Source organism: Actinocorallia aurea, assembly GCF_054783995.1.
Genome location: NZ_BAAGPQ010000015.1, coordinates 62,634 through 84,279, shown reverse-complemented (window position 1 = coordinate 84,279; position 21,646 = coordinate 62,634). Strand labels below are relative to the sequence as shown.

Annotated in this window: 20 protein-coding genes; 11 read left to right on the top strand and 9 right to left on the bottom strand. The window is 73.0% G+C overall.

Annotated features, from left to right (window positions below; all coding sequences use genetic code 11):
* Nucleotides 1-77: 77 nt before the first annotated feature.
* Entirely contained in the window at nucleotides 78-1,040 is a 963-nt protein-coding gene (locus tag ACYVOM_RS20045) for an aldo/keto reductase (RefSeq protein ID WP_460304942.1), read from the bottom strand.
* Between the two features lie 317 nt (nucleotides 1,041-1,357).
* On the opposite strand from ACYVOM_RS20045, the gene rsgA reads away from it, so the two are divergent.
* The 3 genes from rsgA (at nucleotide 1,358) to leuE (ending at nucleotide 3,942) form a co-directional block, all read left to right on the top strand.
* On the top strand, nucleotides 1,358-2,452 hold the full coding sequence (gene rsgA, locus ACYVOM_RS20040) for a ribosome small subunit-dependent GTPase A (protein ID WP_460304941.1): 1,095 nt from the start codon (nucleotides 1,358-1,360) through the stop codon (nucleotides 2,450-2,452).
* Nucleotides 2,453-2,468: 16 nt separating this feature from the next.
* A complete protein-coding gene (locus ACYVOM_RS20035) occupies nucleotides 2,469-3,215 on the top strand; it encodes an SAM-dependent methyltransferase (RefSeq protein WP_460304940.1) in 747 nt (248 codons plus the stop codon).
* A 73-nt stretch (nucleotides 3,216-3,288) separates the two neighbouring features.
* Entirely contained in the window at nucleotides 3,289-3,942 is a 654-nt protein-coding gene (leuE, locus tag ACYVOM_RS20030; RefSeq protein ID WP_460304939.1) for a leucine efflux protein LeuE, read from the top strand.
* 111 nt (nucleotides 3,943-4,053) lie between these two features.
* Here leuE and ACYVOM_RS20025 read toward each other — a convergent pair whose 3' ends face one another.
* On the bottom strand, nucleotides 4,054-5,091 hold the full coding sequence (locus ACYVOM_RS20025) for a CHAP domain-containing protein (RefSeq protein ID WP_460304938.1): 1,038 nt from the start codon (nucleotides 5,089-5,091) through the stop codon (nucleotides 4,054-4,056).
* A gap of 244 nt (nucleotides 5,092-5,335) precedes the next feature.
* Here ACYVOM_RS20025 and ACYVOM_RS20020 point away from each other — a divergent pair, with 244 nt between their 5' ends.
* A complete protein-coding gene (locus ACYVOM_RS20020; protein ID WP_460304937.1) occupies nucleotides 5,336-6,532 on the top strand; it encodes an MFS transporter in 1,197 nt (398 codons plus the stop codon).
* A gap of 92 nt (nucleotides 6,533-6,624) precedes the next feature.
* Here ACYVOM_RS20020 and ACYVOM_RS20015 read toward each other — a convergent pair whose 3' ends face one another.
* Nucleotides 6,625-8,994: a Tex family protein gene (locus tag ACYVOM_RS20015; protein WP_460304936.1), complete on the bottom strand. Its 2,370-nt coding sequence runs from the start codon at nucleotides 8,992-8,994 to the stop codon at nucleotides 6,625-6,627.
* A gap of 186 nt (nucleotides 8,995-9,180) precedes the next feature.
* On the opposite strand from ACYVOM_RS20015, the gene yczR reads away from it, so the two are divergent.
* The 4 genes from yczR (at nucleotide 9,181) to ACYVOM_RS19995 (ending at nucleotide 12,283) form a co-directional block, all read left to right on the top strand.
* Entirely contained in the window at nucleotides 9,181-10,623 is a 1,443-nt protein-coding gene (gene yczR, locus ACYVOM_RS20010; protein ID WP_460305320.1) for a MocR-like transcription factor YczR, read from the top strand.
* Between the two features lie 85 nt (nucleotides 10,624-10,708).
* Nucleotides 10,709-11,074 (top strand): hypothetical protein, encoded by a 366-nt coding sequence (locus tag ACYVOM_RS20005; protein WP_460304935.1) that lies wholly within the window; start codon nucleotides 10,709-10,711, stop codon nucleotides 11,072-11,074.
* A complete protein-coding gene (locus ACYVOM_RS20000; protein ID WP_460304934.1) occupies nucleotides 11,067-11,489 on the top strand; it encodes a hypothetical protein in 423 nt (140 codons plus the stop codon). Before ACYVOM_RS20005 ends, ACYVOM_RS20000 begins: the two co-directional genes overlap by 8 nt.
* A 38-nt stretch (nucleotides 11,490-11,527) precedes the next feature.
* Complete coding sequence (locus ACYVOM_RS19995) at nucleotides 11,528-12,283, top strand: hypothetical protein (RefSeq protein ID WP_460304933.1); 756 nt, start codon at nucleotides 11,528-11,530, stop codon at nucleotides 12,281-12,283.
* Nucleotides 12,284-12,335: 52 nt separating this feature from the next.
* Here ACYVOM_RS19995 and ACYVOM_RS19990 read toward each other — a convergent pair whose 3' ends face one another.
* Nucleotides 12,336-13,793, bottom strand: a complete 1,458-nt coding sequence (locus ACYVOM_RS19990) for an MFS transporter (protein ID WP_460304932.1) — start codon at nucleotides 13,791-13,793, stop codon at nucleotides 12,336-12,338.
* Between the two features lie 58 nt (nucleotides 13,794-13,851).
* On the opposite strand from ACYVOM_RS19990, the gene ACYVOM_RS19985 reads away from it, so the two are divergent.
* On the top strand, nucleotides 13,852-14,430 hold the full coding sequence (locus tag ACYVOM_RS19985; protein ID WP_460304931.1) for a TetR/AcrR family transcriptional regulator: 579 nt from the start codon (nucleotides 13,852-13,854) through the stop codon (nucleotides 14,428-14,430).
* 541 nt (nucleotides 14,431-14,971) lie between these two features.
* Here the strand turns inward: ACYVOM_RS19985 and ACYVOM_RS19980 are convergent.
* The gene (locus ACYVOM_RS19980) at nucleotides 14,972-15,208 is read right to left on the bottom strand and encodes a DUF5302 domain-containing protein (RefSeq protein ID WP_460304930.1); all 237 of its coding nucleotides are present in this window, start codon (nucleotides 15,206-15,208) and stop codon (nucleotides 14,972-14,974) included.
* 562 nt (nucleotides 15,209-15,770) lie between these two features.
* The gene (locus ACYVOM_RS19975) at nucleotides 15,771-16,133 is read right to left on the bottom strand and encodes a DUF6223 family protein (RefSeq protein ID WP_460304929.1); all 363 of its coding nucleotides are present in this window, start codon (nucleotides 16,131-16,133) and stop codon (nucleotides 15,771-15,773) included.
* Between the two features lie 217 nt (nucleotides 16,134-16,350).
* Here ACYVOM_RS19975 and ACYVOM_RS19970 point away from each other — a divergent pair, with 217 nt between their 5' ends.
* A complete protein-coding gene (locus tag ACYVOM_RS19970) occupies nucleotides 16,351-17,460 on the top strand; it encodes a sensor histidine kinase (RefSeq protein ID WP_460304928.1) in 1,110 nt (369 codons plus the stop codon).
* On the top strand, nucleotides 17,457-18,128 hold the full coding sequence (locus tag ACYVOM_RS19965) for a response regulator (protein WP_460304927.1): 672 nt from the start codon (nucleotides 17,457-17,459) through the stop codon (nucleotides 18,126-18,128). The genes ACYVOM_RS19970 and ACYVOM_RS19965 overlap by 4 nt, the downstream gene beginning before the upstream one ends.
* A gap of 400 nt (nucleotides 18,129-18,528) precedes the next feature.
* Here the strand turns inward: ACYVOM_RS19965 and ACYVOM_RS19960 are convergent, their stop codons facing one another.
* From ACYVOM_RS19960 to ACYVOM_RS19950, 3 genes are all read right to left on the bottom strand, one after another.
* Entirely contained in the window at nucleotides 18,529-20,025 is a 1,497-nt protein-coding gene (locus tag ACYVOM_RS19960) for an alkaline phosphatase family protein (protein WP_460304926.1), read from the bottom strand.
* 88 nt (nucleotides 20,026-20,113) lie between these two features.
* On the bottom strand, nucleotides 20,114-20,935 hold the full coding sequence (gene phnE / locus ACYVOM_RS19955; protein ID WP_460304925.1) for a phosphonate ABC transporter, permease protein PhnE: 822 nt from the start codon (nucleotides 20,933-20,935) through the stop codon (nucleotides 20,114-20,116).
* The gene (locus ACYVOM_RS19950) at nucleotides 20,932-21,645 is read right to left on the bottom strand and encodes a phosphonate ABC transporter ATP-binding protein (protein WP_460304924.1); all 714 of its coding nucleotides are present in this window, start codon (nucleotides 21,643-21,645) and stop codon (nucleotides 20,932-20,934) included. Before ACYVOM_RS19950 ends, phnE begins: the two co-directional genes overlap by 4 nt.
* Nucleotide 21,646 lies beyond the last annotated feature (1 nt).

Below are 21,646 nucleotides of genomic sequence, written 5' to 3'. Positions count from 1 at the left end.
ACACGCGGGGCCCGGTCAGGCTGCGAGCGACCGGGCCTCTGCGTGGTTGAAGACGGGATGAGTCTGTCGCCGACGCGTCAGGTCCAGGTGGGGAGCATGGAGTCGACGTAGCGGGCGCCGAAGCCGCCGCGGGGGAGGATCTGGTCGATGCGCTCCAGGTCGTCGTCGGTGAGGTGGAGGTCGGCGGCTGCGATGTTCTCGGCGACGCGGTCGGGCCTGCGGCTGCCGGGGATCGGCACGATGTGCGGGCCGCGGGTGAGCAGCCAGGCCAGGGCGAGCTGGGAGACGGTGGCGCCCTTGCCTGCGGCGAGTTCGGCCAGCGCGCGGGTGGCCTCGACGTTCTTCTCGAAGTTCCCCGGCTGCCAGCGCGGATCGAACGAGCGCATGTCGGAGGCGTCGTAGTCGGCGGCGGGTCTGGCCGTGCCGGTGAGGAAGCCGCGGCCGAGCGGCGAGTAGGCGACGAACCCGACGCCGAGCTCACGCAAAGTCGGGAAGAGGCGTTCGGCGTCCCGCTCGAACAGCGAGTACTCGGTCTGCAGCGCCGACACCGGATGGACGGCGTGCGCCTTGCGCACCGTCTCCGGCCCCGCCTCGCTGAGCCCGAAGTACTTCACCTTCCCGGCCCCGACCAGCTCCCCGACGGTCCCCGCGACGTCCTCGATCGGCACGTTCGGATCGACCCGGTGCTGGTAGAAGAGGTCGATGTGGTCGACGCCGAGGTTGCGGAGGCTGTTGTCGCAGACCTCCCGGATGTGCTCGGGCCGGCTGTCCGTCCCGAAGTCCCGGGTGATCCCGAACTTCGTCGCTATGGCGACCTTGTCCCGGAACCCCTGCACGGCCTGCCCGACGACCCTCTCGTTCTCGCCCCAGCCGTACATCTCGGCCGTGTCGAACAGGGTGACCCCGAGCTCGTGCGCCCGCCGGATGGCCGCGGCGCCCCCTTCGGCGTCCGCCGCCCCGTAGAACGCCGAGATCCCCATGGACCCGTAGCCGATCGCCGACGAGACGAGGCCTTCACCACCGAGCTGACGCATCTCCATGAGCCGGTTCTTCCCGCGAAACCCGCAGGCCATCCGGCCTTCGCCCACTCTCGGTGACCACGGCGGGGACGGCCGATCAGGGTGCGGAGGCACGGGAGCGGTCGTGTTAGCCTGAAACCGAGCAGCGACGACCGTGTCGGCTGCCGGAACCCGAGGGAGGTGAGTTGATGACTGTCGTGGAGACCACCGCCGTGCGCGGTGCCCGGACCATCCTTACTTCCCGGGCCTCGTCCTGACCTTCGCCTGCCCTCCTCCGTCACAGGAGTAGATCCGGCACGCCTGCCGTCCGGCGGGGCCCCTTTCCGAGGGTCTCCACAGTGCTTCATCAACCTTCCATTTCCCTTCCCTCTTCAGCGCGCGCTCTGACCCTGGCCGACTACGGCTGGGACACCGAACGCGAGCGCTCCTTCACCCCGTCGCGGGCCGGTGGACTCGTTCCCGGCCGCGTGGTGCGGGCCGAGCGGGGCCGGTGCGACGTCGTCGCCGAGACCGGTCCCGTCCAGGCGGTGGTCCCTCCGGGGGCGGCCGACCGGCTGACGCCGTGCACCGGCGACTGGGTGGCGCTGCGCCCGGCCACCGCGGCCGCCTCCGTCGTGCGGATTCTGCGGCGCCGGACCTCCGTGGTCCGCGCCACCTCCTCGCGCGCCTCCCGCGGCCAGGTCCTCGCCGCGAACGTCGACACCGTGGTCGTGGCGGTCTCCCTCGCCGATCCGGTCCGGCCCGGACGGATCGAGCGGATGCTCGCCCTGGCCTGGGAGAGCGGCGCTACCCCGGTGGTGGTGCTCACCAAGGCCGACCGCTGCGCGGACGCCCGACGGACGGCCGCCGAAGTGGCCGAGGTCGCGCCGGGCGCGGAGGTGCTGGTCACCAGCGCCGCCACCGGCGAGGGCATGGACGTCCTCGCCGCCATCCTGACGGGCACGGTCGTCCTGCTCGGGCCCTCGGGCGCGGGCAAGTCCAGCCTCGGCAACCGGCTGCTGGGCGAGGACCGCCTGGCCACCGGTGCGGTGCGCGACGGCGACGGCAAGGGCCGGCACACCACCGCCTGGCGGGAACTGCTGCCGCTGCCGGACGGAGGGGTCCTCCTGGACACCCCCGGCCTGCGCGGCGTGGGCCTGCACGACGCGGGCGAAGGGCTCGACCGGACCTTCGCCGAGATCACCGGGCTGGCCGAGGACTGCCGCTTCGGCGACTGCGCCCACGCCACCGAGCCGGGCTGCGCGGTCCTGGCCGCCGTCGAGGACGGCCGCCTCACGCGGAGGCGCCTGGACAGCTACCACCGGCTGCAGCGCGAGAACGCCTACACCGCGTCGCGTGCCGACGCGCGGCTGCGCGCCGAGCAGGAGCGGCCCAAGAAGGAGATCGCGCGCCTGGTGCGCGAGATCAAGCGCTCCGCCCACCGCAAGCTCTGACGGACAGGAATCGATCATGGACCTTCCCCGTATCTTCACCATCCGCGAGAGCGGCCACCGCATCCACGACCCGCTGACGCCCGAGAAGCTGGCCGTGCTGGGCGCGTCGCTCCGCCTCGCGCCCGGGACCCGGGTGCTCGACCTGGCCAGCGGGTCGGGCGAGATGCTGTGCACCTGGGCCCGCGACCTGGGCTTCACCGGGACCGGCGTGGACATCAGCACGCTCTTCACCGAGCAGGCCCGGGCCCGCGCCGTCGAACTCGGCGTCGCCGACCGGGTCGAGTTCCGCCACGGCGACGCCGCCGGGTACGTCGCCGAGGAGCCGGTCGACCTGGCCTGCTGCGTCGGGGCCGCCTGGATCGGCGACGGCGTGGCCGGAACGGCCGAGCTGCTCGGCCGCAGCCTCCGCCCCGGAGGCATGATGCTGATCGGCGAGCCCTACTGGCGACAGGTCCCGCCGGACGAGGAGACCGCGCGGGCCTGCCACGCCACCGGCGTGGCCGACTTCCTGCCCCTGCACGGGCTGCTCGGGCAGTTCGGCGACCTCGGCTACGACGTCGTGGAGATGACCCTGGCCGACCAGGACAGCTGGGACCGCTACACCGCGGCCCAGTGGCTCAGCATGCGCCGCTGGCTCGACCGGAACCCCGACGACGAGATGGCCCCCGAGGTGCGGGAGGAGCTCACCACCGAGCCCGCCCGCTACGCGCGCTACCTGCGTGAGCACCTCGGCTGGGGGGTCTTCGCCCTCATGCGGCGCTGATCGCCGGCTCCGCGCGGGACGGCGCCGTCCGTTCCGCGCGGAGCAAGCTGGACGTAGTGGCACACTCGTGGGCATGTTCGGCGTAACTGACCTCACCGCCTACACGCTCGGGGCGTTCCTGATCGTGCTGCTGCCCGGCCCCAACTCGCTGTTCACGCTGAGCGTGGCGGCCCGGGACGGCGTACGCGGCGGCTACCGGGCGGCGGCCGGGGTGTTCCTGGGCGACACGGTCCTCATGGTCGCGACGGCGGCCGGGGCTGCCTCGCTGGTCAAGACCAACCCCGTGGCGTTCTCGGTGGTGAAGTACTTCGGCGGCGCGTACCTGGCGTGGATGGCCTACGGGATGCTCCGCTCGGGCGTGCGGATGTGGCGGGAGCGGCACGCGCCCGTCGCGGCCGAGCCGAAGGAGGCGGCGGTCCCGGAGCGGCACCCGTTCCGCAAGGCGCTGCTGATCAGCCTGCTCAACCCGAAGGCGATCCTGTTCTTCCTGTCGTTCTTCGTCCTGTACGTGGATCCGGACTACCCGGTGCCCGCGCTGACCTTCGCCGTCCTCGCGGTGATCCTCCAGGTGTTCAGCGCCGCCTACCTGAGCGTGCTGATCTTCGGCGGGACCCGCCTCGCCGAGGCGTTCCGGCGCCGCAGGAAGGTCTCCGCGACGGCCACGAGCGCCGTCGGCGTCGTGTTCCTGGGCTTCGCCGCCAAACTGGCGATGTCCTCGGCCGGCTGATCCTCAGGCCGACAGTCCGCTCATCGGCCATCAGTACAGACGAAGGGGTGCGGACCGGTGGGTCCGCACCCCTTCTGTTCCCTCATCCCCAGGGATCTGCTCCGGACGCTGTCAGCGTCCGGCGTGTGTGGGGGCTGCTTCCGGGGCGACCGCGGAGTGCAGGTCGTTCCAGAAGTTGAGCTCCTCGTCCTCCTTGAGGTGCGCGATGCGGCCCCAGAACTCGCGGTCCTCGGCCTGCTGGGCGACCTCGGCGGAGATCGCCGGCATCAGCAGGGTGCCGGACTCGGCGTCGTCGAGGTCGTAGTGCGTCATCTCGGCGGGCAGCGCGACGGGGGCGGCACCGGAGGTGCGGTGGTGGCGGCCGCGCTTGCGGACCTGGGGCTTGGGGGTGGCGGCGACGGCGGCCGGGACGCGGGCGGCGGCCACCTTGGCGACGCCGATCGCGAGGACGGACAGGATCGCGATGCCGACGACGCCCGTCATCGCGGCCTCCTTGATGGGGAGGTCGTGGGCGCCGATGCCGTCGGCGGGGGCCTGCCCGGTGAGGGCGGCGGCCGCGGCGTCGGGGGCGGCGAGTTCGGCGACGGTGGGGGCGGGGGCGGCGTGCTTGGGCGTGTAGCCCGCGGTCGCGTCGACGGCGTTCGCCTTGGCCTCGGCCTGGGCGACGGTCTCGGCGAAGGTCAGGCCGTTGATCTCGACCTTGGACGGGTAGCCGTAGCCGACGATGTCCGAGGGCTCGCGTTCGCGGACGGCGATGACGTCGTGGGTGTTGGCCTCGATCGTGATGATCTTGCCGTTCTTGACCTCCTTGACGAGGCCGACGTGCTGGATCGACTCGAGGTTCTTGGCGCCCGACCAGTTGAAGAACACGATCGCGCCGGGCTCGGGGGTGGTGCCCCAGGCGTCCTGCTCGGCGAACCACTGGGCGTGGTCGCGGGTGGCGGCGAACTGGCCGACCCACTCGGTGACGCCGGCCTTGTCCGCGGCCCAGGCGAGGAACATGTCGCACCAGGGGGCGGTCTTGTAGTACGCCTCGGAGTCGACGTTCTTGGTCCACCAGTCGCCGAACTTGGTGTAACCGCCCGCGCCTTCGCTGTAGCCCAGCTCGCTCTGAGCGAGGTCCAGGAGCTTCTGGCCTACCGCATCCACGTAGTACTCCTCGGCATTGCCGCAACCTCGGGGGTTGATCACGGGTCGATCTCGGAAGAATGTAGTGGCGGTAACGCGTCGGGGCAAGCGAAACCGCGAGATCCGTGTGCGTGGAAACAGTCGGTTGCGGAGTGGTCACATCTTCGCTTTCCCCTGGTCAAGCCGACAGTCGGAAAATTTCGGACCTGTGGCGTAACACGTGTGACACAAGTGGCACACTGTGACGTCGGAGGTAATGAACCAGATGTCCGTAGAGCCTTACCGGCGGGTGCTGTCCCTGCCGGGGGTCCGCGCCCTCATGCTCGTCGGGGTCGTCGCCCGCATCCCCGTGACCGCCACGGGCCTCACCCTGACCCTGTACGTCCGAGAGGAACTCGCCCTCGGATTCCTCCAGGCGGGCATCGTCGGCGCGGGGGCGACCCTGGGAGTCGCGGTCGGCGCCCCGATCGCGGGGCGGCTCATCGACCGCTACGGGCTGCGGCCCGTCGTCGGGATCACGACGATCGTCCAACTCGTCTTCTGGCTGTCCGCCTCCTACCTGCCCTACGCCGCGCTCCTCGTCGGCGCCCTCGTCTCGGGTCTCTTCGCGATCCCGGTCATGGGCCTTATCCGCCAGTGCGTCTCGGTGATGGTCCCGGCCGAGGAGAGGCGCCCCGCCTACTCCCTCGACTCCGTGCTCGGGGAGATCTCCTACATGGTCGGCCCGGCCTTCGCCGCGGCCGCGAGCGCGGCCATCGGCAGCCACTGGACGATGGCCGTCGTCGCCGTCGGCCTGGTCGGCTCCGGTTCGGCGCTGTACCTGCTGAACCCGCCCACCCGGGACCCGGCGGCGGGCCCGGTCGAGCGCGTCCCGGCCCCGCCGAACCGCCGCGCGTGGCTGACCCCGCCGATCCTCGCCCTGCTCCTCGCCTCCGCCGCCGGCACCTTCATCGTCGTCGCGAGCGAACTGTCGATGGTCGCGATCCTTGAGGCCGACGGCGCGACCGCCTGGTCGGGCCTGGTGATCGGCGTCTGGTGCCTGTGGTCGCTCATCGGCGGCCTCGTCTACGGCGTCCTCAAGAAGGAGCGGTCGCCGCTCGTGGTCGTCGGGCTGATGGCGCTCACGACGCTCCCGGTCGGGCTCGTGGGCGACTGGCGCTTCCTGGCCTTCGCGCTGATCCCGGCGGGCATGCTGTGCGCCCCGTCGATGGCCTCGGTCGTCGAGGGGGTGAGCCACCGGGTGCCGGAGTCGATCCGGGGCGAGGCGATGGGCCTGCAGTCGACGGCGCTGACCCTCGGCCTGGCGTTCGGCGGCCCGCTCACCGGCTGGGTGATCGACGAGGCGGGCTCCGCCTGGGGCTTCGTCCTCGCCGGTGCGGTCGGGCTGCTGCTCGTCGGCGTCGCCGTCCCGCTGTGGCGGGCCGCGCCCGCGGGCGGCGCGCTCGCCCCCGAGACCGCCTGAGACCAGGGCCCGGCGGGGGCCGGGCCGTGATCTGCGGGTACGAAGAAGGGCCGGGGCTTCGAGCCCCGGCCCTCTTTCGTCTCGTTTGCGCGCTAGGCGAGGCCGGCGCGGCGCAGCGCGTCGGCGAGCGCGCCGCCCGCTGCGGGCTGCTCGCGGCGTCCGCCGCCGCCCCCGCCCTTGCCCTTCTGGCCGCCCTGACCGCCCTTGCCGCCTTGACCGCCCTGGCCGCCGCCGCGGGGCCGCCCGCCGCCGCGCTGGTCGCCACGGCCCTCCTGGCCGCCCTGCCGGGGCCGCGGGGCGTCCTCGTCGAGGCGCAGGGTCAGCGAGATCCGCTTGCGCTGGAGGTCGACCTCCAGGACCTTGACGCGCACCACGTCGCCGGGCTTGACGACGTCGCGCGGGTCGCTCACGAAGGTGTTCGCGAGCTGGCTGACGTGCGCGAGCCCGTCCTGGTGGACGCCGACGTCGATGAAGGCGCCGAAGGCCGCCACGTTGGTGACGACGCCCTCCAGCAGCATCCCCGGCTGGAGGTCGGTGAGCTTCTCCACGCCGTCCTTGAACGCCGCGGTCTTGAACGCCGGACGCGGGTCGCGGCCCGGCTTCTCCAGCTCGCTGAGGATGTCGGTGACGGTCGGGAGGCCGAACTTGTCGTCCACGTAGTCCTGCGGCCGCACGCCCTTGAGCGCGGCGCTGCCGATGAGGGACTTCAGGTCGGTGCCGGTGCCCTCCAGGATGCGCCGGACGACCGGGTATGCCTCGGGGTGGACGGCCGAGGAGTCCAGGGGGTCGTCGCCGCCGGGGATGCGCAGGAAGCCCGCGCACTGCTCGAACGCCTTCGGCCCGAGCCGCGCGACGTCCTTGAGCGCCTTGCGGGTGCGGAACGGCCCGTTGGCGTCGCGGTGGGCGACGATGCTGTCGGCGAGGCCCTGCCCGATGCCGGAGACCCGGGTGAGCAGCGGCACCGATGCGGTGTTGACGTCCACGCCGACCGCGTTCACGCAGTCCTCGACCACGGCGTCCAGAGACCGCGAGAGCTTGGTCTCCGACAGGTCGTGCTGGTACTGGCCGACGCCGATCGACTTCGGGTCGATCTTGACGAGCTCGGCCAGCGGGTCCTGGAGGCGGCGCGCGATCGAGACGGCCCCGCGCAGGGTCACGTCGAGGCCGGGCAGCTCGGCGGCGGCGTAGGCCGACGCGGAGTACACCGACGCGCCCGCCTCGGACACCATGATCTTGGTGATCCCCGGCATCAGCTTGGCCAGCTCGCCCGCGAGCTTGTCGGTCTCCCGGGAGGCGGTGCCGTTGCCGATCGCGACGAGATCGACCTTGTGCTCCTCGACCAGCTTGGCCAGCACCGCGAGGGAGGCGTCCCACTGGCGGCGCGGCTCGTGCGGGTAGATCGTGTCGGTGGCGACGACCTTGCCGGTGCCGTCCACGATGGCGACCTTCACGCCGGTGCGCAGGCCCGGGTCGAGGCCCATGGTCGCGCGGGTGCCCGCGGGGGCGGCCAGCAGGAGGTCGCGGAGGTTCGCGGCGAACACCCGCACGCCCTCGTCCTCGGCGGCCTGCCACAGCCGGGTCCGCACATCGATGCCGATGTGCACCTGGATGCGGGTCCGCCAGGCCCACCGGACGGCGTCCTGGAGCCACTTGTCGGCGGGGCGGCCCCGGTCGTTCACCCCGAAGCGCCGGGCGATGCTCTGCTCGAAGGTGCTCGGGCCGCTCTCGACGGGCTCCTCCGGCTCCAGGACGAGGTCGAGTACCTCCTCCTTCTCGCCGCGGAACAGGGCGAGGATCCGGTGCGACGGCAGCTTGGTGAACGGCTCGTCGAACGAGAAGTAGTCGGAGAACTTGGCTCCGGCCTCCTCCTTGCCCTCGCGGACGCGGGAGATCAGGCGGCCCCGCCCCCACATGCGCTCGCGCAGCTCGCCGATGAGGTCGCCGTCCTCGGCGAACTTCTCCACGAGGATCGCGCGGGCGCCCTCCAGCGCGGCGGCGGCGTCGGCGACGTTCTCGCCGGTGTAGGACTCGGCGAGGGCCTTCGGGTCCTGCGACGGGTCTTCCAGGAGGGTCAGCGCGAGCGGCTCCAGGCCGTTCTCGCGGGCGATCTGGGCCTTGGTGCGGCGCTTGGGCTTGTAGGGCAGGTAGAGGTCCTCCAGCCGCGCCTTGGAGTCGGCCTGGAGGATCTGGTCCTTCAGCGCGTCGTCCAGCTTGCCCTGGCCCTCGATCGACTCCAGGACCGCGGCGCGGCGCTCCTCCAGCTCGCGCAGGTAGCGCAGGCGCTCTTCCAGCGTGCGCAGCTGGGTGTCGTCGAGGGCTCCGGTCACCTCCTTGCGGTACCGGGCGATGAAGGGCACGGTCGAGCCGCCGTCGAGCAGCTCGACCGTCACCTCGACCTGCCGCTCCCGGACGCCCAGTTCCTCAGCAATACGCCGGTGAATGCCCGGCACGCTCACGCTCATGTGCGTATTCTTCCGGCTCCGCGGCGTGGACGTCACCCGGATCGCCCCGCCGGTTCCGTCCGGGGGCCCGAAGGCCTGCCGGATCGCCCGCCGGATCGCCTGGCCGAGGCCGGTGCGCCGGGCAGGTTTCCGGTGGAGGAGGCCAATGGCTTGTCTGCCGAAGGCCAACCGGGCAAAGTGGACTGCATGGGTGAAGTCCGGTACTTCGGCGGGGTCCAATTGGCCCGCCTTCTTGGCCCGCTTCCGCACGAGCGGCCCCTATATCTGGCCTTGAACCGGCGCATCAGGACCCTGATCCAGGACGGACGGCTCCCGATCGGCGTCAGGCTGCCCGCCGAACGCGATCTCGCCGCCGCCCTCTCCGTCAGCCGGACCACCGTCACCTCCGCCTACGACGCCCTGCGCGAGGACGGCTTCGTCTCCAGCAGGCAGGGCGCCGGGAGCTGGACCGCGCTTCCCCCGGCCAACCTGTACGCGGGCGCGATCTTCACGGCCACCAACCAGGACGCCCCCGGAACACTCGACCTCGGCTGCGCCTCCCTGCCCGCGCCGTCGGTCTTCGGCCAGGCGGCCGAGGCCGCCCTCCTGCACCTGCCGCGCTACACCCGCGGCCCCGGCTACGAGCCGTCGGGCCTGCTGCGGCTGCGCGAGGCGATCGCCGACCGCTACACCCTCCGCGGCCTGCCCACCCGGCCCGAGGAGATCGTCGTCACCAACGGCGGACAGCAGGCGTGGAACCTCCTCGTGCACGCCCTGGTCGGGCCGGGCGACCCGGTGATGGTCGAGCGGCCCACCTACCCTCACGCGCTCACCGCGCTGCGCAACCGCGGGGCGGTCCTGTCCACGGTGGGCGTCGGCGAGGGCTGGGACACCGAACTGCTCGCCGACGGCATGCGCCAGGCCGGTGTCCGCCTCGCCTACCTGATCCCCGACTTCCAGAACCCCACCGGCCACCTCATGGGCGCCGCCGACCGCGCCGCCCTGGCCGAGGCGGCCCGGGTGGCCAAGGCCCAGGTCGTCGTCGACGAGACCTTCGCCGAACTGTCGATCGACGCGCCCGAGGAGATGTCGCCCACGGCCTCCTTCGACACGGGAGGCCGGGTGATCTCCCTCGGCTCGGCCTCGAAGGTCTTCTGGGGAGGTCTGCGCATCGGCTGGATCCGCACCACGATCCCGCTGGCCCAGCGGCTGTCCCTGATCCGCGAGCCGATGGACATCGCCCCGCCCGTCCTGGAGCAGCTGATCGCCGCCGAGCTGTTCGGCCGGATCGAGGAGGTGCGGGCCGAGCGGCGGACCATGCTGCGCGAGTCCCGCGACGCCCTCGTCGCGGCCCTGCGCGCCCGCCTGCCGGAATGGTGCTTCACCGTCCCGGAAGGCGGGATGTGCCTGTGGGCGCGGCTGCCCGTCCCCGTCGCCTCCTGGGTGAGCGGGACCGCGATGCGGCACGGCGTCCGGGTCGTCCCCGGACCGCGCTTCGGCGCCGAAGGCCTCCTGGAGGACTACCTCAGGATTCCGTTCGTGCTGCCGCCCGACCAGATCCGCGAAGCCGTCGAAAGACTGGCCGCAGCCTATGAGGGCGCCGAAGCGTCGGGCCCCATCCCGGACGGCCCGCTGCCCGCCTACGTCTGACCCGGGCGCGACCTTTCGGAGAGCGGCGGTACGGTGAGTCCGCCGCCTCGCCCTCCGGCGAGGTCACCAGGAGGGAGCAGGGAGCATGGTCGGCTGGCTCGCGGGGACACTCATCGCGGTGTCCCTGGCCGTCGCGGTGTGGTTCCTGCTGCTGTCCCGGGCGGACAGGATGATCCAGGCGGTCCACCTGGTGGCGATGGGCGTCGTGGAGATCGGGCTGCTGGCCCAGCTCGTCGTCGCCGCGGTGCGGCTCGCGGGCGGGCACGAGCCCGCCGAGCAGGCCACCTTCATCGGCTACCTGATCGGCTCGCTGGTGGTGCTGCCCGTCGGCGCCTTCCTCGCCGTAGGGGAGCGCAGCAAGTGGGGCTCGGTCGCCGCGGCGGTCGCCTGCCTCACCGTCCCCGTCGTCATCCTGCGCATGCAGGACCTGTGGAGCGTCACCGGTGTCTGAATCAGTCGCGGCCCCCGCCGGAGCGGGCGAGCGGGAGCTGGCCTCCGGGCCGGGCCGCGCGCTCGTCGCCGTCTACGCGGTCTTCACCCTCGCCGCGGGCGCCCGCTCGGGCGTCCAGCTCGCCCTGCGCTTCGACGACGCCCCCGTCGCCTACCTGCTGTCGGCGCTGGCCGCGGTGATCTACCTGCTGGCCACGGTCGCGCTGTGGAGCTCCAAGCGGTCGGTCGCGCTCGGCGCGATCGCGGTCGAACTCGTCGGCGTCCTCGGCGTCGGCCTGTTCAGCTTCCTGGACCCCGACCTGTTCCCCGAGCCCACCGTCTGGTCGCACTTCGGCTCCGGCTACGGCTACGTCCCGGTGCTGCTGCCGATCCTCGGCCTGCTCTGGCTGCGCAGGAGTGCCGCACGCGTGTCGTGACGCCCCGTCACGCCGGGTGATCCTAGGATCAGGGCGTCATGGCGCACTGGTTCTCGCAGGACATCCTCGACTCGGGCAAACTGCGCCTCTTCTGCTTCTTCGTCGCCTTCATCTGCGGCTTCCTGTTCATCCGGGTGAGCGTCCGGCTGATCCGCGCCGACGTCAAGTGGTGGTTCGGCAACGTCACGCCCGGCGGGCAGCACATCCACCACGTGGTGTTCGGGCTGGCGTTCATGTGCGTCGGCGGGGTCACCGGCCTGGCGATCTCCGACGCGGAGTCGGTGGGGGCCGCGGTGTGCGCCGCGGTCTTCGGCGTCGGCACCGCGCTGGTCCTCGACGAGTTCGCTCTGGTCTTCCATCTCCAGGACGTCTACTGGAGCGAGGAGGGCAGGCTCTCGGTCGAGGTCGTGTTCATCGCGATCTCCCTGTGCGGCCTGGCGCTCATGGGCTTCACACCGCTGGGCATCGCCGACAACAAGGGCGAGGAGGAGAGCATGTGGCTCTTCGCCGGATACCTCCTGGCGAACCTCGGCTTCTCCATCGTCTCGGTGATGAAGGGCAAGACCTGGCTGGGCCTCATCGGCCTCTTCATCGGCGTCTTCGCCTTCTTCGGCGCGCTGCGCCTGGCCCGCCCCCACTCCCCGTGGGCCCACCGCTTCTACCCCAACGGCTCGCGCAAGATGATCCGCTCGGCTCGCCGCGAGCAGCGCTACATGCGCATCGACGATGTGGCCAGATGGCTCCAGAACCTCATCGCCGGCGCCCCCGACGACGAACGCAGACCCCGCAAATGAGGCAGGACCCGGCGGTATGCGCCCGCCGGGTCCACGAGGGGGCTCATCCGTGTCAGGCGACCGTCCCGTCCTGGTGCGAGGGCGCGCCGCCGGGCCGTCCCGGGGTGATCAGGGCCGCGGCGAGGGCGGCCGTCGCCGCGGCCGCCGCGGCGACGGCGAACCCGTCGGCGAACCCGTCGAGCGTGGTGCCGGCGAGGCTCGCGGCGGCGACGCTGGAGACGACGGCGGCGCCCAGGGAGGCGCCGAACTCGTGGAAGGTGCTGACGATGCCCGAGGCGATCCCGGCCTCGTGCGGGGCCACCTGGCCGAGGGCGGTCGCCGAGGCGACGACGAAGAGGGCGCCGGTGCCGGCTGCGGCGACGGCCACCCCGGCGGTGACGGCCGCCGGATGCGCGGAGAGGGCGGGCACCGCCAGGCCGGTCGCCGCGAGGGCCAGGCCCGCGACGGCGGGGATCCGCCCGCCCCACCTGCCGATCAACCGCCCGGTCAGGTTCGCGCCGGCCATCGTCGCCACCGCCACCGGCAGGAACAGCAGGCCCGTGCGCAGCGCGCCGTAGCCGCGGGCCTGCTGGAAGTAGAAGGTGCCGAGGAAGAACACGGCGATCATCAGCGCGGTCGCCATCGCGATGAGGAACGCGCCGGTCGCCACGGGCCGCCGGACGAGCAGGCGCACGTCCATCAGCGGGGAGGCGGCCCGGCGCTGCCACCACGCGAACAGCGCGTATCCGGCCGCGGAAGCGAGGACGAGCACCCCGGTGCGCGCGGTGATCCAGCCGCTCTCCCCGGCGGCGATGAGGGCGTAGATCAGCGCAGCCGAGGAGGCCGTCACCAGCAGGGCGCCCGGGAGGTCGAGCCGGATCCGCCCGGCGTGGGCCTCCCGCGCCGGCAGGAGGGCGGCGAGGATCGCCGCGACCGCCAGGCCGATGGGCACGTTGACGTGGAAGACCCAGGACCAGCCGGGTCCGGCGGTGAGCAGCCCGCCGAGTAGGACGCCGAGGGCGGCGCCGCCCCCGCCCAGCGCGGACCACACACCGAGCGCCCTGGTGCGCTCGTCCCCGTCGAACAGGGCGACGACCAGGGAGAGCGCCGCGGGCGACAGCAGCGCCGCCGCGACCCCCTGGGCGACGCGCCCGCCGATCAGCAGGGCCGCCGACCCGGCGAGGCCCGTCGCCAGCGACGCCGCGGCGAAGAGCACGAGCCCGGCGAGCACCACGCTCCTGGCGCCCAGCAGGTCGGTGATCCGCCCGCCCAGCAGCATCAGCCCGCCGAAGGCGAGGGTGTAGGCGCTGACCGTCCACGTCAGCGCCTGGCGGCCGAGGCCGAGGTCGGTCCCGATGTGCGGAAGCGCGATCGCCACCACCGTGACGTCGAGGATCAGCATGAGCTGGGCGACGCCCAGGAAGCCGAGGATGCGCCACCGAGCCGGGTGCGGGGTCGGATGCGGCGGAGGTGCCTGTGCTGGGTGCCGGGTCATCGGAGCCTCTCGAAGGCAGTTAACTCGTACGCTCATGTACGAGTTCATGGGCCGACTATAACCCGTACTCGGGCATACGAGATAGGGTGCGGGCATGGACGCATCGACCGCCCGGCCCCGCCGCCGCGCCGACGCCGAACGCAGCATCGCCCGCATCGTGGCCGCGGCTCGGGAACTGCTCGGCGCAGACCCGGGCGCCACGACCGACGAGATCGCCAAGGCCGCGGGCGTGGGAAGGATGACCCTGTACGGGCACTTCCGCACGCGGGCCGATCTCGTCGAGGCCGCGCTCGGCGCCGCGCTGCGCGACGGCGAGGAGATCCTGGGCTCGGTCGACCTGGGCGGGGACGCCCGGGAGGCGATGAGCCGCCTGCTGGCGCCGAGCTGGCGCCTGGTCGCCGAGTCCGCCGCGCTGCTCACCGCGGCCGAGGACGTCCTGCCCGCGGGCCGGGTGCGGGAACTGCACGGCGACCCCGCCGAGCGCGTCGCCGAACTCATCCGCCGAGGCCAGGACCAGGGCGTCTTCCGCACCGACCTGCCCACCGCCTGGCTGGTCAACGTCGTCCACTACATTCTGCACGGCGCCGCCGACCAGGTCCGCGCCGGAACCCTCGCCACCGAGGAAGTCATCGACGTGATCACGAAAACCGTCCACTCAGTCCTCACGAACTGACCCCGCCCGACGCCCCCGCCCCCCGCTCCCGCCCGACACCCGCGCCGACCACAGCCGAGGTCGCTCCGGGCGGATCCATCAAAGCGAGCCGGTCCGGGTGGCCCGGATGGTTCTCACGAGTCGTTCCGGGGCGGCGCGAGCCGCACAGGCCGGCCGGGTCCCGCGCGCCCTGCGGGCCAGACGGGCAGAGCCGCCCAGGGGCAGACCGAAGGGGCGGCGCGCGCTGCGGTTCGGCGCGCGGTGGCTCGGGAGAGGCGGGCCGCGCGGCGGTTCAGGAGCGGCGCGGGCTGCGGTTCGCGGGCGCGGCGGCTTGGGATGCGCGGGCCGAGTGGCGGTTCGAGAGCGGCGGCGCGCGCTGCGGTTCGGGGCGCGGCGGTTCGGGAGGGGGAGCGCGCTGCGGCTCGGGAAGGCGGGCCGTGCGGCGGTTCAGGAGGGTGGCGTGCGCAAGGGCTCAAGAGAGGGGCGCGTGCGGGGGTTCGGGAGGGGCGGGCCGTGCGGGGGTTCGCCGGACCCCGGCAGGGCCGGGGTCCGAGCGGGTGGGTCAGCCGCCCGCCTTGCGGCGGAAGGTGCGCTTGCCGCCCGCCTGGGCCTGGGTGCCGTGGATCTTCGACCCGCCGCGCCCACCGCCCGCGGCGCCGTGCTGGGCTCCGCGCTTGCGCTCCAGCGCCTCGCGGAACTGGCGCTTGGCGGCCTCTTCGGGAGTCTCCTCGACCGCCTCCTCGCCGCCCGCCGCGGCGGTCTCAGCGGTGATCTGCTCGTCCTGCTCTGAATCAGCCATGCCCCCAGCTTGCCACGCCCGCGAGCGTGCCGCCTCCGGGCGTGGCCCGAACGGCGCTCCGCCGGCTGTTTCAGGGGGCGCGACGTCCGGGCGGCCGAGCGGAATCCGGCCAGGAAAGGCTTCCGGACCCGACGGCGACCAGGCCGAGGACCACGGCGATGTAGCCTCCCCGCGATCCCCTTGCCCGCGCCCAGCCCGCCGTCGGCGGCGATGACGGCAGCGCCGACGATTCCACCGACCGTGTCCCCGAGTAGGGCCAGGACCACACCGAGGCGTCCTTGTCCGGGCTTTCGATCGTCCCCGGCCGCACCCGGGCGCGCAGAGGGCGACCGCCGCGGCGGCTTCGGCCGGGTTCGTGTTCATCGACAGCCTCGGCGAAGCCTCCCTCGCCGAGGCGCGCCGGCTTGCCTCCGTCATCAAGGAGACGATCTGCCCGCTCGTTTAGTCGGCGCGCCGGGCACCCCGATCAAGGGGGCGGCGGGGGCCGGTTCGGGCAGGGAAGGCCGCACGTCGGCTCGGGCCCTCCCAGGGGCGGGTGCAGGGGTGCGGTTCAGGTGGTGGGTCAGGGTTGCGGGGAGCGGGTGGCGGAGCGGGAGCGCGTCAGGGCGAAGGCGGCGGCGGTGATGGCCGCGAGGCCGAGGGCGGCGGCGACGTAGCCGCCGGCGATGCCGTTGCCGGTGCCGAGGCCGCCGTCCGCGGTGGCGACGACGACGGTGCCGACGATGCCGCCGACCGCGCCCGCGATCAAGGCCAGCATCGCTTTGCCGCGGCTCGAGCGAACGAGCGCGGCGGCACCGGCGGCGGCGCCGATGAGCGCGACCACGGCGGCCGCGGTCGCGGTGACCCGGTCGGCGGTCAGCGTGGTGGAGTCGACGGGGACGGCGTCGAGGACCGCCGAGACGAACCGCAGGGCGTGAACCGACATGGGATGCTCCTCACCTTCGATGCTGAAGTGCCGCCAGCGTCCCCCGCAGGCCCTTGCCTCGTCGTCTGGCGGCTGCGGACTCTTCGGCTGAGGCAGACGCCGCAGCCCGCTACCGCGTGCGCGGCAGTACTCCGTGTCCGCTACCGCATCTGCGGTAGTCGAATGATCACCCTGCGGCGGGATTCGCCGGTGATCCCGGCCGGGTTAGGGTGCGGCCATGAGACCGGTGCGGGCGCGAGTCGTGGACGGGGTGACGGCCGTCTGCGTGGCGGGTGTGCTGCTGTTCGCGGGGGTGTCCGAGGCCGGATCCGCGAAGCCCGCCGCGTACGTCGGCTGCTTCCTGCTGGCGGCCGGGGGCCTGTCCTTGGCCCTGCGCAGACGCGCGCCGGTCCAGGTGCTGGTCTTCACGGCGGTGTGCGCGGCGGGGTGCCAGGCCGCGGGGTTCCAGGTGCCGGCCATCGCCTATCTGTTCGCGGTGTACGCGGCCATGCGGGCGGGGCACCGCGTCGCCACCGCCGTGGTGTCACTGGGGCTCCTGGCCGCGCTGCCACTGGCCTCCCTGGCGGTCGCGGACGGCGGGTCGGTGTTCGAGCAGTCGCGTGCGGTGCTGGAGCTGGCCTGGCTGGTCGCCGCCGCGGCGGCGGGGGAGGCGCTGCGGCAGGCCGAACGCCGGGCCGATGAGGCCGAGCGCACCCGGGAGGAGACGGCGCGGCGCCGTGCCGACGAGGAGCGGCTGCGCATCGCACGGGAGTTGCACGACTCGCTCACCCATCAGATCTCGGTGGTCAAGGTGCAGGCCGAGGCTGCCGTCCGGGCGGCGCACAAGCGCGGCGAGCCGGTGCCCGAGGCGCTGCTGGCGATTCGGCAGGCGGGCGGCGAGGCGGCCCGCGAGCTGCGGGCGACCCTCTCCGCGCTGCGCGACGACGGGACGGTTCCGCCCAAGGGCCTCGACCATGTGCCGGAACTGGTGGAGGGCGCGCGCTCGATCGGCCTCGACGCGACCCTCACGGTCGAAGGCGTGCGCCCAGACGTGCCCGCCGCCCTCGGCCGGACGGTGTACCGCATCGTCCAGGAGTCGCTCACCAACACCGCGCGCCACGCCCGCGCGTCCACCGCGACGGTGCGGATCGCGGGCGGTCCGGCAGCCCTGTCGGTGCGCGTCGACGACGATGGGCGGGCCCCGGCCAAGTCGGCCTCCCCACCGGGGATCGGGCTGCTCGGCATGCGGGAGCGGGTCGGCGCGCTCGGCGGGCGCCTGCACGCCGGGCCACGCGAGGAGGGCGGATTCACCGTGCACGCCGAGTTCCCCCTGGACCCGGCCTCATGATCCGGGTCGTGCTCGTGGACGACCAGCCGCTCCTGCGCAGCGGGTTCCGCGCCCTCCTGGACCTCGAGGACGACATAGAGGTGGTCGGCGAGGCCGGCGACGGATCGGAAGGACTCGCCCTCGTACGGGACAAGCTCCCGGACGTCGCGCTGTTCGACATCCGGATGCCGGTGATGGACGGGATCGAGGCGACCCGGCGCATCGCGGCCGACCCCGCGCTCGACGAGGTGCACGTCGTGATCCTCACCAACTACGGCCTCGACGAGCACGTGTTCAACGCGCTGCGCGCGGGCGCGGCGGGATTCCTGGTGAAGGACATCGCGGCCGAGGACTTCCTGCATGCCGTCCGGGTCGCCGCCCGCGGCGAGGCGCTGCTCGCCCCTTCCATCACCCGCGCCCTCATCGACCGGTTCATCGCGCACGAGCCCGTCCCGGTGCTGGGCCTGGAGCACCTCACCAACCGCGAGCGCGAGGCCGTCGCCCTGGCCGCCCGCGGCCTCTCGAACGACGAGATAGCCCGCCGCATGGTGATCAGCCCGACCACCGCCAAGACCCACCTCAACCGCGCCATGACCAAACTCCACGCTCGCGACCGAGCCCAGCTCGTCGTCTACGCCTACGAATCAGGCCTGGTCACCCCGGCCCCCCGCGCCCACCCAACCGCCTGACCCCTATCCCGCCCCAACCCGCCGCCGCATGCGTCCTAGACCTGGTCCCGGCCGCCGCCGATTCCACTCAGCTGAGCATGCAAGAGAGTGTGCCGAGCGGTGACCGCTCAGCGGAGGCGATCGTTCTCCGGTACATCGGCGACGGGCTCATCGCCATGACGACGGATTCCGCATCCGCTGAGCTCATCCGAGCCGGAAGCCGGTCCTTCCGCAGCGGGATCTCGAAGCCGGGCGGAACGGTCGGGCGAGTGCCCTGATGGGGCTGCGCGGAGCCCTCCTCCGAGCGCTCCTCCCCAGGGCGTTCCGGGTGATGCGCCCCGGCCCGCGCGCGGCAGAGGCGGGCGGGCCGGGGCAGGCCCGGCGGCGCTCCCTGACGGGCGGGGCCGGGGCCGGGGGTGGGTCAGCCGAAGGAGGGGGCGTCGACGACCCAGTACCAGTTGTTGTCGGCGTTGGAGAGGCGGAACTTGATCTTGGCGTTCTGGGCGCCGGCGGGGACGGTCGCGGTGAGGTTCACCAGGCGGGACTTGGCGTTGGCGCTGTACTGGAGGAGCTGCTGGTCGGCGCCGCCGTCGAAGGACACGAGGACGGTCGCGCGCTGGTCGCCCTCCTGCAGGTAGTGGGAGACGAAGGAGATGGGGAGGGTGGTCTTGCCGGCGACGTTCACGTTCGGCGAGACCAGGGTGGTGGTGTAGGTGCCGGAGAAGGTCTTGTCGGCCCACTCGTCGGACTCGGCGACGGCGAAGACGCCGCGCGCCCTGACGTTGTTCTCGCGGTCCTGGCCGGTCTGGGTGGCCGTCCAGAACTCGTCGTTCGTGAGGGTCCAGCCGCGCCACTCGGCCATGCCGCCGGTGCCCATGGCGCTGTTGTCGACGCTCCAGCCGCTCGGGGACGTCTTGGTCCAGCCGAGGGTCGTGGCCGGGATGCCGGTCTCGTCCTGGCGGGCGGCGAGGAGCGGCCACTGGGCGTCGAACGGGTCGGTGGAGGCCTGGGTGATCGGCCGCCCGTCGAGGTTGGCGGGGCGGGGGACGCCCAGCCAGTCGAGGGCGGTCGCGGCGACGTCGACGTTCTTGGCCTTCACCGACGGCGACGACACCGGGATGCCGGGACCGTTGGCGATGACGAAGGAGCCGCGCTCCACCTTGGAGTTGCCGCCGTGGCCGCCCGCGTCGGTGTGGCCGTGGTCGGTGGTGACGACGAACAGCCACTCCTCCTGGGCGTAGGTCGGGCGGCTCTTCACCGCGTCGATGACGGCCCCGATGCGCGCGTCGGTCGACTGCATCGCCTGCGCGTACGCGGTGCTGGCCCCGCCCGAGTCGTGCCCGGCGATGTCGACCTCGCCGAAGTAGACGAACGACGCCTCGGGCCCGCTGTTCTTCAGGTACGACGCCGCGTCCGCCTGGATCTTGGTGTCCTCCGCCGGGTAGCCGTTGCTGTCGCCGTTGAGGACGTACTCGCGGTCGAGGCCGGGGCCGATGATGTTGTCGCCGACCGGCTTCCAGTCGACGCCCGCGTAGGTGGTGAAGGCGCTGTTGTGGGACTCGACGATGTTCAGGAAGCTCGGCGTGGAGCCGAGCGAGTTCAGCAGGAACGAGTTGTCGGTGACCTTGTGCTTGTCGGGCCAGGTGCCGGTGAGGTTCGTCGACCAGCCGGGGCCGGACAGCGTCTGGGCGAGGGGGCTGGAGTACAGCCAGGTGGGCGAGGAGTAGCCTGTCGCGACGAGGCCGTCGAGGGTCGGCAGGTTCAGCGACTGGACCTTGTCCCAGCGCGCCCCGTCGATGCCGAAGACGACGACGTGGCGGCCCGCGGGGACGGCGGCGTGGGCGGGGGCGGAGAGCGAGGCGAGCGTCGCCGCGCCCAGGGCGAGGGCCGAGGTGGCGGCGAGCAGGCGGTGCTTCATGGGGTTCCTTCGGTAGGGCTTGCGGATGGGGGGATCCGGAGGCGTTCCCGGAGGCCCGGCCCTGGCTGGGCCGGGGGATCTGCGGAGGTCAGGCGGCGATGCGCTTCCTGACCAGGGCGGACAGCTGGTCCACGGCGATGACGAGGACGAGGACGACGAGGATGTGGGTGGCCATCTCGTCGAAGCGGAAGAGCTTGATCGACTGGTTGATGAGGAAGCCGATGCCGCCCGCCCCGACGAGGCCGAGCACGAGGGAGGCGCGCACGTTCACGTCGAACCGGTACAGCAGCAGCCCGACGAGCTGCGGCAGGACGGTCGGCAGGACGGCGTGCAGTGCGGTCTGGAGGCGGGTGGCGCCGAGGACGCGCATGGCCTCGCGCGGCCCCGCGTCGCTCTCCTCCATCGCCTCGGCCCACAGCTTGCCCATGACGCCGGTGTTGTGCGCGATCAGCGCGAGCACGCCCGCGAACGGGCCGAGCCCGACGGCGGTGACGAAGATCAGCGCGAACACCACGTCGGGCACCGAGCGCAGGAACGACAGCACCGACCGGGCCGCCTGGTAGGACGCCGTCCCGTAGGACGTGACGCGCGAGGCGAGCAGCGCGAGGACCAGCGTGAACGGGATCGACAGGGTCGTGCCGAGCAGCCCGATCCAGAGGGTGACGGCCGCGCCGTCCAGGCTCTTCTTCAGGACGGTCGCCCAGTCGAAGTCGGGCGGGAGCGCGTCGGAGACGAAGGACGCCATCCCGCGCCAGCCCTCGACGAGCGCCGTCAGCGAGAACCCGGTGCCCCGCCAGGCCAGGACGTGCAGGACGACCAGGACCGCCGCGACCGCCCACACGGTGGGGGAGGGGAGGCGGCGCCGCGGCGGGGCCAGGGCGGTGGGCGTCTTGGTGAGGGGCGCGGTCATTTGGTCTCCTCGGCACGGTCGGGGGCGTAGAGCCGGTCGATGTCGTGGTCGGAGACCTCGCGGGAGGCTGCGTCGAGGTCGATCCGGCCGTCCAGCAGCCCGACGATCCGGTCGGCGTGCGCGCGGGCCAGCGCGGGCTGGTGCAGCACGGCGGCGACGGCGAGGCCGTCGCGGGCCAGTTCGGCGAGCAGCGCGACGACCTGCTCGGCGGCCTTGGGGTCGAGGGCCGACACGGGTTCGTCGGCCAGCAGGAGGGCCGAGCGCTGGCACAGCGCCCGCGCGATCGCGACGCGCTGCTGCTGGCCGCCCGACAGGCGGGCGGCGGGTTCGGCGGCACGGTCGGCGAGGCCCACCCGGTCGAGGCAGGCCATCGCCTCCTCGCGCAGCGTCCGGGGGAACAGCGCGGGAGCGAGCGAGCGGCGCAGGGGGAGCCTGCCGAGCGCCCCGGCGCAGACGTTGTCGAGCGCGTTGCGGCGGGCCACCAGATGGATCTTCTGGAAGACCATCGCGGCCCGGCCGTCGCCGCCGACCCGGATCTCGCCCGCGGTGGGCGTCTCCAGGCCGACGATGCAGCGCAGCGCGGTCGACTTGCCCGAGCCGTTGGCGCCGAGCACCGCGAGGAACTCCCCGGCCGCGACATCGAGGTCGATGCCGGCCAGGACGGTGCGGGCGCCGAACTCCTTGCGCAGCCCCCGGACGCGGAGCGTCATC

Excerpts from the sequence above, each read along its gene's own strand:
- ACYVOM_RS19970 (WP_460304928.1), top strand. The coding sequence starts at position 16,351 with ATGAGACCGGTGCGGGCGCGAGTCGTGGACGGGGTGACGGCCGTCTGC.
- yczR (WP_460305320.1), top strand. The coding sequence starts at position 9,181 with ATGGGTGAAGTCCGGTACTTCGGCGGGGTCCAATTGGCCCGCCTTCTT.
- ACYVOM_RS20020 (WP_460304937.1), top strand. The coding sequence starts at position 5,336 with ATGTCCGTAGAGCCTTACCGGCGGGTGCTGTCCCTGCCGGGGGTCCGC.
- ACYVOM_RS19960 (WP_460304926.1), bottom strand. The coding sequence starts at position 20,025 with ATGAAGCACCGCCTGCTCGCCGCCACCTCGGCCCTCGCCCTGGGCGCG.
- ACYVOM_RS20045 (WP_460304942.1), bottom strand. The coding sequence starts at position 1,040 with ATGGAGATGCGTCAGCTCGGTGGTGAAGGCCTCGTCTCGTCGGCGATC.
- ACYVOM_RS19980 (WP_460304930.1), bottom strand. The coding sequence starts at position 15,208 with ATGGCTGATTCAGAGCAGGACGAGCAGATCACCGCTGAGACCGCCGCG.
- ACYVOM_RS20035 (WP_460304940.1), top strand. The coding sequence starts at position 2,469 with ATGGACCTTCCCCGTATCTTCACCATCCGCGAGAGCGGCCACCGCATC.
- ACYVOM_RS19985 (WP_460304931.1), top strand. The coding sequence starts at position 13,852 with ATGGACGCATCGACCGCCCGGCCCCGCCGCCGCGCCGACGCCGAACGC.
- phnE (WP_460304925.1), bottom strand. The coding sequence starts at position 20,935 with ATGACCGCGCCCCTCACCAAGACGCCCACCGCCCTGGCCCCGCCGCGG.
- ACYVOM_RS19965 (WP_460304927.1), top strand. The coding sequence starts at position 17,457 with ATGATCCGGGTCGTGCTCGTGGACGACCAGCCGCTCCTGCGCAGCGGG.
- ACYVOM_RS19975 (WP_460304929.1), bottom strand. The coding sequence starts at position 16,133 with ATGTCGGTTCACGCCCTGCGGTTCGTCTCGGCGGTCCTCGACGCCGTC.
- leuE (WP_460304939.1), top strand. The coding sequence starts at position 3,289 with ATGTTCGGCGTAACTGACCTCACCGCCTACACGCTCGGGGCGTTCCTG.
- ACYVOM_RS20015 (WP_460304936.1), bottom strand. The coding sequence starts at position 8,994 with ATGAGCGTGAGCGTGCCGGGCATTCACCGGCGTATTGCTGAGGAACTG.
- ACYVOM_RS19995 (WP_460304933.1), top strand. The coding sequence starts at position 11,528 with ATGGCGCACTGGTTCTCGCAGGACATCCTCGACTCGGGCAAACTGCGC.
- ACYVOM_RS19990 (WP_460304932.1), bottom strand. The coding sequence starts at position 13,793 with ATGAGCGTACGAGTTAACTGCCTTCGAGAGGCTCCGATGACCCGGCAC.
- ACYVOM_RS19950 (WP_460304924.1), bottom strand. The coding sequence starts at position 21,645 with ATGACGCTCCGCGTCCGGGGGCTGCGCAAGGAGTTCGGCGCCCGCACC.
- ACYVOM_RS20005 (WP_460304935.1), top strand. The coding sequence starts at position 10,709 with ATGGTCGGCTGGCTCGCGGGGACACTCATCGCGGTGTCCCTGGCCGTC.